The sequence below is a fragment of the Brevibacillus sp. FW301-21C12A genome (genome assembly GCF_058788915.1).
In genome coordinates this window covers 1-13,736 of record NZ_JBYTBG010000011.1, presented here as the reverse complement: position 1 = coordinate 13,736, position 13,736 = coordinate 1, and the positions used below count along the sequence as shown (strand labels likewise).

Annotated in this window: 15 protein-coding genes; 14 read left to right on the top strand and 1 reads right to left on the bottom strand. The window is 55.4% G+C overall.

The genetic code is table 11. From position 1 onward, the window contains the following. The first annotated feature begins 21 nt into the window (after positions 1-21). From AC3WQH_RS09425 to mdh, 14 genes are all read left to right on the top strand, one after another. Entirely contained in the window at positions 22-513 is a 492-nt protein-coding gene (locus tag AC3WQH_RS09425; RefSeq protein WP_007777371.1) for a BMC domain-containing protein, read from the top strand. Beyond that, the gene (locus tag AC3WQH_RS09420; protein WP_007777369.1) at positions 513-2,006 is read left to right on the top strand and encodes an acetaldehyde dehydrogenase (acetylating); all 1,494 of its coding nucleotides are present in this window, start codon (positions 513-515) and stop codon (positions 2,004-2,006) included. Before AC3WQH_RS09425 ends, AC3WQH_RS09420 begins: the two co-directional genes overlap by 1 nt. Before the next feature lie 42 nt (positions 2,007-2,048). Beyond that, positions 2,049-2,336, top strand: a complete 288-nt coding sequence (gene eutM / locus AC3WQH_RS09415) for an ethanolamine utilization microcompartment protein EutM (protein WP_005827515.1) — start codon at positions 2,049-2,051, stop codon at positions 2,334-2,336. Positions 2,337-2,342: 6 nt separating this feature from the next. Then, a complete protein-coding gene (gene pduL / locus AC3WQH_RS09410; RefSeq protein ID WP_005827517.1) occupies positions 2,343-3,122 on the top strand; it encodes a phosphate propanoyltransferase in 780 nt (259 codons plus the stop codon). Between the two features lie 16 nt (positions 3,123-3,138). After that, positions 3,139-3,957 carry a hypothetical protein gene (locus tag AC3WQH_RS09405; RefSeq protein ID WP_007777362.1) on the top strand — a complete coding sequence of 273 codons (819 nt, stop codon included), beginning with the start codon at positions 3,139-3,141 and terminating at the stop codon, positions 3,955-3,957. Between the two features lie 4 nt (positions 3,958-3,961). Further along, a complete protein-coding gene (locus AC3WQH_RS09400) occupies positions 3,962-4,249 on the top strand; it encodes a EutN/CcmL family microcompartment protein (protein ID WP_005827520.1) in 288 nt (95 codons plus the stop codon). A 2-nt stretch (positions 4,250-4,251) separates the two neighbouring features. Next, on the top strand, positions 4,252-4,593 hold the full coding sequence (gene eutS, locus AC3WQH_RS09395) for an ethanolamine utilization microcompartment protein EutS (protein ID WP_005827522.1): 342 nt from the start codon (positions 4,252-4,254) through the stop codon (positions 4,591-4,593). After that, complete coding sequence (locus AC3WQH_RS09390; protein WP_005827524.1) at positions 4,590-5,033, top strand: EutP/PduV family microcompartment system protein; 444 nt, start codon at positions 4,590-4,592, stop codon at positions 5,031-5,033. Before eutS ends, AC3WQH_RS09390 begins: the two co-directional genes overlap by 4 nt. A gap of 74 nt (positions 5,034-5,107) precedes the next feature. Further along, positions 5,108-6,568, top strand: a complete 1,461-nt coding sequence (locus AC3WQH_RS09385) for a sensor histidine kinase (RefSeq protein ID WP_026557594.1) — start codon at positions 5,108-5,110, stop codon at positions 6,566-6,568. Beyond that, a complete protein-coding gene (locus AC3WQH_RS09380; protein ID WP_429777001.1) occupies positions 6,534-7,130 on the top strand; it encodes an ANTAR domain-containing response regulator in 597 nt (198 codons plus the stop codon). Before AC3WQH_RS09385 ends, AC3WQH_RS09380 begins: the two co-directional genes overlap by 35 nt. A 155-nt stretch (positions 7,131-7,285) precedes the next feature. Next, positions 7,286-8,746 carry an ethanolamine ammonia-lyase reactivating factor EutA gene (locus tag AC3WQH_RS09375; RefSeq protein WP_005827530.1) on the top strand — a complete coding sequence of 487 codons (1,461 nt, stop codon included), beginning with the start codon at positions 7,286-7,288 and terminating at the stop codon, positions 8,744-8,746. A gap of 20 nt (positions 8,747-8,766) precedes the next feature. Then, positions 8,767-10,128 (top strand): ethanolamine ammonia-lyase subunit EutB, encoded by a 1,362-nt coding sequence (locus AC3WQH_RS09370; RefSeq protein WP_221843057.1) that lies wholly within the window; start codon positions 8,767-8,769, stop codon positions 10,126-10,128. A 20-nt stretch (positions 10,129-10,148) separates the two neighbouring features. Then, positions 10,149-11,072 carry an ethanolamine ammonia-lyase subunit EutC gene (eutC, locus tag AC3WQH_RS09365; RefSeq protein WP_005827534.1) on the top strand — a complete coding sequence of 308 codons (924 nt, stop codon included), beginning with the start codon at positions 10,149-10,151 and terminating at the stop codon, positions 11,070-11,072. Between the two features lie 36 nt (positions 11,073-11,108). Then, the gene (gene mdh, locus AC3WQH_RS09360) at positions 11,109-12,050 is read left to right on the top strand and encodes a malate dehydrogenase (protein WP_005827536.1); all 942 of its coding nucleotides are present in this window, start codon (positions 11,109-11,111) and stop codon (positions 12,048-12,050) included. Between the two features lie 148 nt (positions 12,051-12,198). Here mdh and AC3WQH_RS09355 read toward each other — a convergent pair whose 3' ends face one another. After that, positions 12,199-13,488: a haloacid dehalogenase-like hydrolase gene (locus AC3WQH_RS09355; protein WP_007777346.1), complete on the bottom strand. Its 1,290-nt coding sequence runs from the start codon at positions 13,486-13,488 to the stop codon at positions 12,199-12,201. Between the last annotated feature and the right edge of the window lie 248 nt (positions 13,489-13,736).

The following is a 13,736-nucleotide window of genomic DNA, read 5'->3' as shown; positions in this document are numbered from 1 at the left end:
CTTGAAGGGGAGGAAATGTAAATGCGCGCTCATGCATACTCACTGGGCATGATTGAGACGCTGGGCTTGCCCGCGCTCATCGCGGCCGCCGATGCTGCTGCCAAAGCGGCAGACGTCAAGGTCGTTACTTATGAAGGCGCGGATGCAGGGATTGTGACCGTGTACGTAATCGGAGATGTTTCTTCGGTTCAGGCGGCTGTAGACGCTGGCGCTGACGCAGCAAGACGCGTCGGACGGTTGCTGCACTCCCACGTCATCCCGCGTCCTGATGAGAATGTTCCCAAAATGATTAAAAATCTGATGCGTTCGGAAGCGAAGGAAGAAGCCAAGCCACAGCCTGCACAGGCAAAGGCAGAGCCGGCGCTGGCAGAGCAATCGATCAACGACTTGCGCAAGCTGGCCCGCTCGATTGCGGATTTCCCGCTTTCGACCAATGACATCAATACGGCGAAGAAAGAAGACCTGATTCGCCTGATTGAAGAAAAGCAGCAAGGCGGAGGTGACAAAGCCTAATGACACTGGACGCTGATTTGTATTCCATTCAGGAAGTGCGCACGTACCTCGCCCAAGCGAAGGAAGCGCAGGCGAAGCTTGCTACCTACACCCAGGAGCAGATCGACCGGATCATCGCTGCCATGTCCAAGGCTGGCGTAGAGAATGCCGAGCGATTGGCCGCTCTGGCGGTTGAAGAGACTGGCTTCGGAAACGTTCCGGACAAACGGATGAAAAACTTGTTCGCTTCCCAGGATGTGTATGCTTCCATCAAAGATGTGAAGACCGTAGGCATCATTCGCAAGGACGAAGAGAACAAGGTGTGGGAAGTGGCGCAGCCGGTCGGGATCGTGGCTGGTATCGTGCCGTCGACCAACCCGACATCGACCGTTATTTTCAAGTCGATGATCGCGCTCAAGGCGCGCAACGCGATTGTCTTCAGCCCGCACCCGTCGGCAGCCAAATGCACGCTGGAAGCAGCGCGGCTGATGGCACAGGCCGCTGTGCAGGCTGGAGCGCCGGAAGGCTTGATCCATTGCGTTAGCAAGCCGACGCTCCCGGCTACAAACGAGCTGATGAAGCACAAGCTGACCAACGTGATTCTCGCAACAGGTGGTACGCCAATGGTGCGGGCTGCGTACAGCTCCGGAAAGCCTGCTTACGGTGTCGGACCCGGAAACGTTCCGGTCTACATCCACCACAGCGCTGACCTCGCTGCCGCTGCCAAGCGCATTGTGCAGAGCAAGACCTTTGACTACGGCACCATCTGCGCCTCGGAGCAGGCACTAGTGGTTGAGGAAGCGGTCAAGCATCAGATGATTGCCGCTTTGAAGCGCGAAGGAGCGTACTTCCTGGACGAGAACGAGAAGGCAAAAGTAGCCGCCATCATCATGGTGAACGGCTCGCTCAACGCCAAAATCGTCGGCCGCTCCCCGCACGTCATCGCGCAAATGGCAGGCATCTCGATTCCGGCCGAAACGCGCGTGCTGGTGGCGGAAGAGACTGGCGTAGGCAAAGAGTATCCGCTGTCCGTGGAAAAGCTGGCGCCGATTCTCGCTCTCTACACCGTTCAAGGAGACAACGAGGCGTTTGCCCGTTGCCGCGAGCTGCTCACGCACGGCGGCTTGGGCCACACCGCAGGGATTCACGCACAGGATGAAAACATCATCGCATCTTACGGCCAGGCGATGCCGGCTTCCCGCATCCCGGTCAATACCGGAACCACCTTCGGGGGCATCGGGGCCACGACTGGCGTGCAGCCGTCCTTTACGCTCGGATGCGGTTCTTTCGGGAACAACATCACATCCGACAACATCGGTCCCAAGCATCTTTTCAACATCAAGCGCGTCGCTTTCGGCGTAAGAGAAATGCCTGAGTCTGCGCCAGTGCAAGCTGCACAAGCGACAAAGGCAGAGGAAGCCGTGCTGCAAGCAGTCTCTTCGCTGAACGTCGGCTTGAGCCGCGAAGAGATCAAAAACATTATTAAATCGGTTTTAACAGAAATGACGTCGTAAATTAGTAAAAATTTGTCCATATAATTAAGGAGGAATAAAAAAATGGCTGGAGAAATGTCCGCATTGGGAATGGTAGAAACAAAAGGTCTGGTAGGAGCAGTTGAAGCTGCTGATGCAATGGTAAAAGCAGCGAACGTAAAACTGATTGGCAAAGTACACGTAGGTGGCGGTCTCGTAACAGTCATGGTACGTGGTGACGTAGGTGCAGTAAAAGCTTCCACGGACGCAGGCGCCGCTGCTGCCGAAAAAGTAGGCGAGCTCGTATCTGTACACGTCATCCCACGCCCGCACGGAGACATTGAACTGATCCTGCCTAAGCTCGAAGGGTAATCCCCTATGGCAGTTATTACAGAAGCATCTTTGCGAGCCATGCATAAGACAGGCATCCCAAACCCCTTTCTCCTGGAGAAAGGGGATAAAATCACACCAGCAGCGGCAGATTTCTTGAAAGGAAGAGGGATTCAAGTGAAATCTTTTGAAGAACAACAGCAGCAACCTTCCACCAATCAAACTGCCGGGGCCGTACAGGAAATTCCCCTTGGCGTTTCCAATCGCCACGTTCATTTGTCGCCAGCCGATGTAGAGAAGCTGTTTGGCGCAGGACACCAATTGACGCCGATGCGCGATCTGTCCCAGCCTGGCCAGTTCGCTTGCCAGGAGACGGTGACCATCGTCGGGCCAAAAGGCAGCATTCACGGCGTGCGCATTCTCGGACCGGCGCGCGGAGCGACGCAAGTGGAAATCTCCCGCACGGACGGATTTACGCTGGGCGTGCATGCCCCTGTGCGGATGTCTGGAGATATTGAAGGAACACCGGGTCTGGTACTCGTAACAGCAAAAGGCACAGTCGTACTGGACAAAGGTGTGATTGTAGCCAAGCGGCACGTTCACATGTCGCCTGCGGATGCCGAGCAGTTCCAGGTGAAGGACGGCGACACGCTGATCCTTGCGACGCAGAGTGACCGCCCTGTCATCTATCCGGATGTGGTCGTTCGCGTACATCCACAATTCGCGCTCGATTTCCACGTCGATCTGGATGAAGGGAATGCCGCCAATTTGAAAACGGGCGACCGGGTAAAAGTGATCGGCAAAAACGGCCAGTTTTACTCCGGCTAACGGAGGTAGAGCTTTGATGGACATCAGAGAAATGGTGGCATCGATTACGAAAGAAATTTTGCTTTCCATGAATGCAGAAAAGAAACCGGAAGCGCCTCGTGTCCTGTATGTCTTTTGCGACAGCCAGGCACATGAGGCATTCCAGGATCATTTTATCCACCTGAAAAACCACGGGATTTGCCACGACATCCTTTTCCTGGACGGGGAAACTTCCTCCTGGCTGGGGATGCACAAGATCGAATGCGGGGGAGCAGGCAAAATTCTCACAGCGGATGAGTATGCTCCCGCCCCGTTGGAAGTGCCGAAAGATTACGCCGGGATCGTCATTCCGGAGATTGATCTGGACAATGCGGCGCGAATCGCCTCCGGCCTGAAAGGCACGATCAAGGCAGAAATCGTCTTCTCCGCACTGGTGACAGGCAAGTTCGTCATCGCAGGTTCCGACGTGCCGGGCATCAAGCGCGCCGACCGCCGCACCCTGCAAACGTTGACGCTGACGCCAGCATACGACAGGCTGTTCCTGCGTCATGTCGAGGCGATGAAGGAGCTTGGCGTGGAGTTCGTGGAGCAGAAACGCTTGGCTGACCGCGTCGTTTCCAAGCTGAAGTCCCAACTGCAAAAAGCAGAGGCAAAGCCTGAGCAGCCGACCTTGACGGCCTTGGACGAGGCAGAAGCGGTGTTCTCCGGCAAGCTGCTGACGGCTGACTGGATCAAATCCCAGCCGGAGTTGCGGGATACGACCTTGCATGTGAAAAAAGGAGCGATTGTCTCTCCGCTGGCTTACGACAGCATGAGAGAGCGCGGCATTACGGTCAGCTATTTAGGAAAAGGGTGATCGCATGTTTTTGGGAAAAGTGATCGGCAGCGTTTGGGCAACCCAAAAGGAAACCGGCATGGAAAATCTCAAGCTGATGGTTGTCCAGCCCATTGACTGGCGCGGCGAAGAGAGCGGGCAAACCGTCATCGCAGCAGACCGGATCGGGGCAGGGATCGGCGAGCAGGTCATCGTCTCGCGCGGGACGCCTGCCCGTATCCTTTTTACTGGCAACAGCGTGCCGATCGATGCGATCATCGTGGGCATCGTCGATTCGTTTGAGGTGCCGGGTGCCGCAGGAGGAGAGGGATAGCGATGGAACAGGAACGTTCACGGGTCATACAGGAATTTGTCCCAGGGAAACAGGTCACGTTGGCTCATGTGATCGCAAACCCTGACCCTATGCTCTATACCAAGCTGGGGATCAAGGAGGCCGGAGCGATCGGCATTCTGACCCTGACACCGACAGAAACGGCCATTATTGCTGCCGACATCGCAACGAAGGCAGCAGGTGTCGAGCTTGGGTTTCTCGATCGTTTCACAGGTTCACTGATTGTCGTGGGGGATGTCTCTGCTGTAGAGATGGCAGTGGACGCGGTCAATCAGGTGCTGAGCGAAAAACTGCGGTTCACACCGGCATTGGTGACGAAATCATGACAGGCCGTGTCATGATTATCGGGGCCATCGAAGCGGGCAAGTCTTCTCTGGTCAAAGCGCTGTTCAACGATGAACAGCCGGCCAGGAAGACGCAAGCGCTGGAATATCGGGACTGGGTGATCGACACGCCGGGCGAGTACAGCGAAAATCCGATGTTTTACCGCACCCTGATGGCAACCGCGCTGGAGGCGACCATCGTGGTGATGGTCCAGGATGCCACACGCGAGCGCAACTACTTTCCCCCGGGCTTCGCGCACGGCTTTCCCCAAGCGTGCGTAGGAGTCATCACCAAGGTAGATCACCCCGCTGCCGATGTGCAACGAGCGGAAGGCTTTTTGCGCCAGTCGCTGGGCGACGCGCGAATTTTTCGGACGTCCTCCTACACCAGTGAGGGAGTGCCGGAATTGCGCGCGTATTTGCAAGAAATGGTAAGCGAATAAGCCTCTTTCCGCCGTAGCGAGTCTGTGAGAAAATGAAGGCAATATCAACTCCTAGCAGGTGAAAAGAGGTTCGCATGCAATCCATACGGGAACTGTGCAAAGCGTCTACGATATTGAGTGAGGACGACATCCAGATCGTGGAGGACCTCGCTTCCAAATTGCAGATTTTTGCCGATCTGTCGCAGGCAGACATGTTCATCGACTGCCCGACAGTAGACCGAAGTGCTGCTTTGGTGGTCGCGCAGGCCAAGCCTAGCACCGCGCGATCCATGTACAGCGGCTCCGTCGTGGGGCATCTGGCGACCGCGATCAACGAGCCTGCTGTCATGTACTGCCTGACTACAGGAAAGCCGGTGATCGGGTCGAGAGGTGTCTCGCAGGAGCAGGTCGTCATGCGTCAAAGCGTCGTGCCGATTACAAACGCCGAGGGCAAAACGATCGGGACGCTGATTACCGAGCAGGATATTTCCAAGCAGGTCGAACAAGAAAAAAATGTCGAGATGCTCAAGGAAACGACCGAACATCTGAGCGAGACGCTGATTCAGTTCGCAGTGCCTGATATGCCGATTTCTTCACTTTTGCATGAAGGCATGATTTTGTTTGACCAGAGTGGGATCATCACCTACGCCAACGGGCGCGCCCACAAGCTGCTCTCCTTGATCGGCTTTGAGAGACCGGACAAGGGCGTGAGCATCGAACGCATTTTTTCCTGGCGAGTTTCCCCGGAAAACTTCGTGCGTCACGGGGGCTACATTCAGGATGAGTTGTCAAAAGGAAAGCATTTTATCATGATGAAAGCGGTTTCGTCCGTGCGCAAGCTCGACATCATCGGAGGCATCATCTTGCTCCGGGACATTTCGGACATCCGCGAAAAAGAAAAGCAGTTGATGATTAAGTCGGCTGTCATCAAAGAGATTCACCATCGCGTGAAAAACAATTTGCAAACGATCGCAAGCCTGCTGCGCCTGCAAATGCGGCGTTCGCAGTCGAACGAGATCGAGAAAGTCTACCGGGAAAGCATCAACCGGATCAACAGCATCGCCATTATTCACGAATATTTGGCGCAGGACGGTCTGGAGCAGATCGACTTCAAAGAGATTTTAACCAAAATATCGAAAATAATCGTCTCTTCCATGAGACGTTCAGAGCAAGCTATACACGTCGTCGTGACGGGAGAATCCGTGTACCTGCCGTCCAACAAGGCGACATCCTTTGCCCTAATCGTCACGGAGCTGATTCAAAACTGCATGATCCACGGATTTCGCGAGCTTCATGAAGGGCGAATCTCCATTGCGCTCGTCTCGAAGGAGGATTTCGTCAGCCTGTCTGTCACGGATGACGGGGTGGGCATTGAGGACATGGAGCATATTCTCAAAAAAGGTCACCTTGGCTTGAAAATCGTCGACACGCTCGTCAAGGAAGACCTGGAGGGAACGATGCATTTCCGCAACACAGGCAACGGAACGGAAGTTACCATTCTCTATCCGATCCAGAAGGAGGATGAAGATGACACAGCCAAAGATTATGGTGGTTGACGACGAGCCGATCATTCGCATGGATTTGCGCGAGATGCTGGAAAACGAAGGCTATCAGGTTGTGGCCGAGGCGAAAAACGGGGAAGAGGCGGTCGAACTCGCTCATCGTCACAAACCCGACCTCATTATCATGGATGTGAAAATGCCTGGCCTTAATGGCATCAAGGCAAGCGGGATTATCCGCTCCTTTTCGGACTGCTCCATCCTTCTTTTGACCGCGTACAGCCAGAAGGAACTGGTGATCGATGCGCGGAAAGCCGGAGTGACGGCTTATCTGGTAAAGCCCGTATCCGAGGATGACCTGATTCCGGCTGTGGAGATCGCGCTCAGCCAAAAGGAAAAAGTCGTGTCGTTGAAGAAAGATATTAGCGATCTGAAACAGAAGATCGAGGATCGAAAATGCGTGGAAAAGGCCAAAGGCAAACTGATGAGCGCACTCTCCCTGGAGGAAGAGGCCGCTTACAAATGGATGCAGCAAGTAAGCATGCAACGGCGCATGCCGCTTGTGAAGCTCGCCGAGGAAATTCTCGCCGGCGAGGAAACGCTGTTTTCCCAAGGCTGATTTTCCTGACCGATAAACAAATGCGGGAAACGAAACAAGTAGATAGCAAGCAAAGCAAAGGCGCTTGAGTCAGACCGGAAGCGATTTTTTCGGCTGTTCAGGCGTTTTTCTTTTGCGGCCTTGTCTGGCACGCCAATGGTTCAAGGAGGTTCACGATGGATGAACAATGGATCCAAAGCGTCGGCATCGATGTAGGAACGAGCACGACCAAAATGATCGTCAGTCGTCTGCGCCTGGGGCGCATGTCCAGCACCTTTTCGCTGCCGCGCTACCAGATCGTGGAGCGCCAGTTGCTGTATGCGAGTCAAGTGCATTCCACTCCGCTGCTCGGGTTCGATGAGATTGACGCGGAAGGCATCGGGGCGATTTTGCAAGCGGAGTACGAAAAAGCACAAATCAGTCTGTCGTCCATCAAGTCGGGGGCCGTCATCATCACCGGGGAGACGGCCAGCAAGAAAAACGCGCAACACATCGTGCATTTGCTGGCAGAGCGATCCGGCGATTTTGTAGTGGCAACGGCGGGGGCAGACCTCGAAGGCGTGCTGGCAGGCAAAGGCGCGGGTGCGGAAAAACGCTCGCAAACGCTGCAAGGAACGATCGTCAACGTGGATATCGGCGGCGGTACGGCCAATGCGGCTTATTTTCAGCGCGGCCGAGCGATTGCGACAGTGACCTTCCACGTCGGCGGCAGGCTGATTCGCCTGGATCGGGAGGACGTCGTCACCTACGTGTCGCCAAACATTCAGGAATGGCTGAAGGCAAAAGGCTTGCGCATCGCGGTCGGGCAAAAAGTCGGACTGCCAGAAATAACAGAAGTGGCCCAGCAGATGGCCCGCAGCATGCTGGATTATTTGACGGGCAAAGAACGGCACGTATCGGGCTTGCTCGTCGTAGGGCCGCATTTGCGCGGGGAATTTCCGGTAGAAGAGCTGACCGTCTCCGGCGGGGTCGGACAGTTGATGACGGGACCGCCCGTGAAAAGCATGGCAGATGTCAGCCGCTACGGCGATTTTGGTCCGCTGCTGGGCTATGTGCTGCAGCAGGAGCGGGAAAAAGGAACGTACCCGGTGCGCTGGCTCGATCCGGAGCAAACCGTGCGGGCCACCGTGATCGGGGCTGGAATGCAAAGCACGGAAATCAGCGGCTCGACGGTGCATATCAAGCCGGAGCTTTTGCCGATTAAAAACATTCCGATTCTCAAGCTGGAGCTTACCCAGGAACAACTGTCGGACCCGGCGCGGATTCATCAGGAGGTAGCGGCGATCTACCAGCTCGGTGAACGGCTTTTTGATAAAACAACAGGCATCCCGTTCGCGCTCGCGATCTCAGGCATCGGCTATTGCTCGTATGCGCTGCTGCAAACGATCGCTCAGGAGCTGTCGGACCAATATCGGCATTATTTTGCCGAGAGCCGGACGATGGTCGTCATCTGCGAGACAGACATGGCCAAAGCATTGGGGCAGGGACTGGCACTGCGCTGCAAGGGAGAGCCAGAGATTATTTGCATCGATCAGGTGCGGGTGGAGTATGGCGATTATATCGACCTGGGTGAGCCGATTTCGGGAACGATTATCCCGGTCGTGGTAAAAACCCTCGCTTTTGATGAGAAGGCGTAACGTACAAAGGGGTGGACGAAATGAACACGAAAACGACTGTGCTTGGACAGACCTATCAATTTCGCGATTTGAAAGAAATTTTCGCGAAGGCAAACGAAGACAAATCCGGCGACCAACTGGCTGGAATCGCCGCTTCCGATTCCCGGGAACGCGTTGCTGCCAAGCAAGTATTGGCTGATCTGACGTTGGCCGACATTCGCAACAACCCCATGCTTCCTCCGGAGGAAGACGAAGTATCCCGCGTCATTGAAGAAGGCATCAACGAAAAAATTTACAACGAAATCAAAAACTGGAGCGTCGCCGAGTTGCGCGAGTACATTTTGAGCCACGAGGCGGGCGACAACGAGATCAAGCGCATCAGCCGCGGCTTGTCCAGCGAAATGATCGCGGCTACCGCTAAGCTGATGAGCAACCTCGACCTGATTACGGCTGCGGCCAAAATTCGCGTGGTGACTCACTGCAATACCGCGATTGGTCAGCAAGGCGTACTGGCATCGCGGGTTCAGCCCAATCACCCGTCCGATAGCGTACAAGGCATCAAGGCATCGCTGTACGAAGGACTCAGCTACGGAATCGGCGACGCGGTAATCGGAATCAACCCGGTTATTGATACAGCGGACAGCGTCAAGGATATTCTCAACATGACCAAAGAGGTAATGGACAAATGGGCGATTCCGACGCAAAACTGTGTACTCGCTCACGTGACCACGCAGATGCGCGCCATCCGTCAGGGGGCGCCTGCCGACCTGATTTTCCAAAGTCTTGCGGGCAGCGAAAAAGGCAACAACGCCTTCGGGATTGACGTCAAGCTGCTGGACGAAGCCGACGAGCTGATGCGCAAGGAAGGCACTTCCTACGGGCCGAACTTCTGGTACTTCGAGACGGGCCAAGGCTCCGAGCTGTCCTCCGAGGCGCACTTCGGCATCGACCAGGTGACGATGGAGGCGCGCTGCTACGGTCTTGCTCGCAAGTACAACCCGTTTATCGTCAATACGGTAGTCGGCTTCATCGGACCGGAATATTTGTACGACAGCCGGCAAGTGATCCGCGCCGGGCTGGAAGACCACTACATGGGCAAGCTGCACGGGCTGCCGATGGGCTGCGACGTCTGCTACACAAACCATATGAAGGTTGACCAGAACGATATGGACAATCTCGGAATTTTGCTATCGGCGGCAGGGGTGAACTTTGTCATCGGGGTGGCGATGGCGGACGACGTCATGCTCAACTATCAATCGACCAGCTTCCACGATATTGCCGCGTTCCGCGAGGTTCTCGGCCTCCGTCCGGCACCTGCTTTTGAAAAGTGGCTGGAAAAAATGGGGATCATGGAAAACGGCAAGCTGACGCCAATAGCAGGCGATCCGACAATCTTCATGTAAGAAGAGGGGGTGTATGACGGATGGAACAACAATTGGATTTTTTGGTAGACAAAGTGGTGGCAGAGCTGCAAAAAAAGCTGACCGAGCTGGGCGAAAAAGCGCCTGAGCCAAAAGCGGCAGCAGCGGCGGACGCGAAAGCCGGGGCACAGCAGGAAGCAGCTCCGGCACCAATGGCTTCCCGCCCGCAGGAGACACACGCCGCGCCAGCGGAGCCGGAGCGAACAGCGCAAATCCCGAATCCGAAATGGAAGGAAGGGCTGGATGAGTTGTTGGCCAGCACGCCTGCGCGGATCGGCGTATGGCGTACAGGGGTAAGACCGCTGACGAAAACGATGCTGCAACTCCGCCGCGACCACGCAGCGGCAGTCGATGCCGTCTACGGGGAAGTCAGCCAGGAAGTGCTCGACCAGTTTTCCTTGTTCACGGTAGAAACCCAGTACGACAACACCGAAAACTATTTGAAGCGCCCGGACATGGGACGCGTTCTCACCGAGGAAGGCGTGCGCTTGCTTCAGGAGCGTTGCCAAAAGAAGCCGCAGGTACAAATCGTCGTCTCCGACGGCCTGAGTGCCAGCGCGGTCGACGCCAACCTGAAAGACGTGCTTCCCTCCTTGATGGACTCGTTGAAAAGCTACGGCCTGAGTTGCGGGACTCCGTTTTTTGTCAAAGGCGGACGCGTCGCGAGCATGGACCATATCGGCGAGATTTTGGAGCCGGAAGTGCTGGTGCTGTTGATCGGAGAGCGTCCGGGTCTGGTTACGGCCCACTCCATGAGCGCCTACATGTGCTACCGTCCGCGCAAAGGAATGGTAGAGTCCGAGCGCACGGTAATTTCCAATATTCATCGTCAAGGGACGTCGCCGATCGAGGCAGGCGCCCACATCGGTACGATTCTCTCCAAAATGCTGGAGCAAAAAGCAAGCGGTGTGAAGCTGGTCTTGTAACATATGTGGGAAACGACACGACGAGGAGGAACTACCATGACATTCCGCAGAAAAAAAGTAGCCGTCATCGGCAGCGGCTTTACCGGAGCGACAACGGCGTTCATCATGGCGCAAAAAGAACTGGCTGACATCGTTTTGGTCGATATTCCGCAGCTTGAGAACCCGACCAAAGGAAAAGCGCTGGACATGATGGAGTCTTCGCCGGTGCTCGGCTTTGATGCCAACATCACCGGAACGTCCGACTACAAGGATATTCAAGGCTCCGATATCGTCATCATTACAGCAGGGATCGCCCGCAAGCCAGGCATGTCCCGCGACGACCTGGTGGCGACGAACGCGGCTATCATGCGTTCGGTAGCGGAGCAAGTGAAAATTTACGCGCCAAACTCCATCGTACTCATCCTGTCCAACCCGGTAGATGCGATGACCTATACGTTCTTCAAAACATCCGGCTTCCCGAAACACCGCGTCATCGGTCAATCCGGTGTGCTCGATACGGCGCGCTTCCGCACGTTTGTCGCCATGGAGCTGAACGTCTCCGTGGAAGACGTGACAGGCTTCGTGCTTGGCGGACACGGTGACGAAATGGTGCCGCTGTTGCGCTACTCCTACGCAGGCGGCATCCCGCTCGACAAATTGATCCCGCAAAATCGCCTCGATGCCATCGTCGAGCGCACGCGCAAAGGCGGCGGCGAGATCGTCGCCCTGCTCGGCAACGGCTCCGCCTACTACGCGCCTGCGGCCGCCCTGGTGGAAATGGCGGAAGCGATTCTGAAAGACAAGAAGCGCATCCTGCCGTCCATCGCTTATCTCGAAGGCGAGTACGGCTACCACGACCTGTACCTCGGCGTGCCTACCTTGTTGGGTGGCAACGGCATCGAGAAAGTCATCGAGCTGGATCTGACTGCCTCCGAGAAGGCAGCGCTGGACAAATCGGCTGACTCTGTTCGTGCTGTATTGAAAGTAGCGATGCAATAACAGCGTGTGATAGAGGGAAGCCCTGCCACCTGCACTTGGCGGGGCTTTTTCTCATGGGCGTGGAATGGGCTTGGGCTAGGCAAAAAAATGGGCTGAACAGAAAAAAACGCCTGCTTGTACGGGCGGTTTTTTCTCGTTTCTAGCTCGTTTATTTGGAGATCAACTGCGGCTCTTTTTCGCCCAGCCGAATGGTCGACTCGCTCGGAATCCACATGCCGGTGTTTTCGTCACGGCCTTGCAGGACAACCGTTGGGCTGGCTTTGCCGAGCTGCTCGGCGGCTTTGGCTGCCTGCTGGCCGATTTTGCCGCCTTTGACGCGGTTGACGACCAGGGCGAGCTGTACGCTGTCCAACTCGGTCATCATCTCAAAATCACCGTTGCTGTCGCCCGCGATAAAGATCGGCCCATAGCCGTATTTTTTGACCAGCACGCTCTCGATTACTTCTGTTTTGCCGTGCCCGACAGTGATCGGGTAATCTGGCTGGTACACGTTCGTAATCAGCCCGTTTTCCGTTTTCAGCCGCATGCCGATGATGTTTTCCGATGGCAGGTTGTAGCCGTATTTCGGCAGGGTGGCGAAAACTCGCACCACGTCCTCGAGCGAAGCGGACACGACGTAGACGTCAATGCCGTTTGCGCGCAGCGTGTTCATCAGGTTCGCCACTTCCGAAGTCAGGCGCAGCCCGGTTGTGTGGGAAGCTTTTACTACGCCTGCTTTGCCTGCCAAAGCTTTCGGGCTCGTCCAGGTTACTTTTTCAATCGCCATGCCCAGGCTCGCATCGTTGGAAACCTCGGCAAGCTGATGAACCTCGTCGATCGTCATGTTGGTGAACAGGTAGAGCACCCACGGATAGCCGATGGTGTTGCTGTGTGTGTCGTTGATCGCTTCGTAGAGAAAATACAGCTTCGCTCTGAAGTCGGCGAATTGCTCCGTTGCCTTCACTTCCTCCAGCGTTTTGCTGCCTTTGAGCCCTTCGTAATTTTGGTACAGGTAAGTGTAGTCGGCAACCAGGTCGCTTGCGATCGCGTCGAGAGTGACAGGTTTGCCGTCCACGTTTTTATACGCATCGGAAAAAGGCCCTTCCGGCACGTTGGTGCGAATCACCTTGCCGAACTCTTCCGGCGTGAGCTTGTAGGCGAGGTGGTTGATCTGGTAGACAAAGAGGGCTTCTTCCGTATCGTGCATGATGCTGGTGTTGTCCCAGTCAAAGACGACATACGGCTTTTTGGCCGCGTTGTAGGCAGGATTTTTGCTGCCGTTTTTCTCGATCAATGCGTTGACAGCCTGATAGGTGGCAGGTGCCCATTTCCCCTTGTCGAACACTTGTGGAGCTGGTGTTGCCGCGTGCGCCAAGACAGGCAGCGACGCTGCGAGCAGTGCAGCGGCCATCAGCAGCGTCAGCGACCAAAAGCTGCGCTTTGCCAGTGTGTGAGACATTGTTGTCATCCCCTTTTCTTTCTGAGATTGTTAGGAACCCCAAATGAAAACGCTCTCATTTTTCGGGAAGTTGGCCCCAGGCAAAAAAACAGGGCCCTTCCCGGCGCTCTATCACAAGCGCAGAAAAAGACCCCGTTGTCTTTTGCGTTTTTATTTGTACATTCATCATACTAGGACGTGTCTGAAAACTAAAGAAAATGTGGTATGATTTAGGAAAAACGAATGGAGCAACGAGCATGATTCAAAGA

What these genes read in the sequence shown, in the direction of transcription:
- AC3WQH_RS09425 (WP_007777371.1), top strand. Translation starts at nt 22, where the DNA reads ATGCGCGCTCATGCATACTCACTGGGCATGATTGAGACGCTGGGCTTG.
- AC3WQH_RS09420 (WP_007777369.1), top strand. Translation starts at nt 513, where the DNA reads ATGACACTGGACGCTGATTTGTATTCCATTCAGGAAGTGCGCACGTAC.
- eutM (WP_005827515.1), top strand. Translation starts at nt 2,049, where the DNA reads ATGGCTGGAGAAATGTCCGCATTGGGAATGGTAGAAACAAAAGGTCTG.
- pduL (WP_005827517.1), top strand. Translation starts at nt 2,343, where the DNA reads ATGGCAGTTATTACAGAAGCATCTTTGCGAGCCATGCATAAGACAGGC.
- AC3WQH_RS09405 (WP_007777362.1), top strand. Translation starts at nt 3,139, where the DNA reads ATGGACATCAGAGAAATGGTGGCATCGATTACGAAAGAAATTTTGCTT.
- AC3WQH_RS09400 (WP_005827520.1), top strand. Translation starts at nt 3,962, where the DNA reads ATGTTTTTGGGAAAAGTGATCGGCAGCGTTTGGGCAACCCAAAAGGAA.
- eutS (WP_005827522.1), top strand. Translation starts at nt 4,252, where the DNA reads ATGGAACAGGAACGTTCACGGGTCATACAGGAATTTGTCCCAGGGAAA.
- AC3WQH_RS09390 (WP_005827524.1), top strand. Translation starts at nt 4,590, where the DNA reads ATGACAGGCCGTGTCATGATTATCGGGGCCATCGAAGCGGGCAAGTCT.
- AC3WQH_RS09385 (WP_026557594.1), top strand. Translation starts at nt 5,108, where the DNA reads ATGCAATCCATACGGGAACTGTGCAAAGCGTCTACGATATTGAGTGAG.
- AC3WQH_RS09380 (WP_429777001.1), top strand. Translation starts at nt 6,534, where the DNA reads ATGAAGATGACACAGCCAAAGATTATGGTGGTTGACGACGAGCCGATC.
- AC3WQH_RS09375 (WP_005827530.1), top strand. Translation starts at nt 7,286, where the DNA reads ATGGATGAACAATGGATCCAAAGCGTCGGCATCGATGTAGGAACGAGC.
- AC3WQH_RS09370 (WP_221843057.1), top strand. Translation starts at nt 8,767, where the DNA reads ATGAACACGAAAACGACTGTGCTTGGACAGACCTATCAATTTCGCGAT.
- eutC (WP_005827534.1), top strand. Translation starts at nt 10,149, where the DNA reads ATGGAACAACAATTGGATTTTTTGGTAGACAAAGTGGTGGCAGAGCTG.
- mdh (WP_005827536.1), top strand. Translation starts at nt 11,109, where the DNA reads ATGACATTCCGCAGAAAAAAAGTAGCCGTCATCGGCAGCGGCTTTACC.
- AC3WQH_RS09355 (WP_007777346.1), bottom strand. Translation starts at nt 13,488, where the DNA reads ATGTCTCACACACTGGCAAAGCGCAGCTTTTGGTCGCTGACGCTGCTG.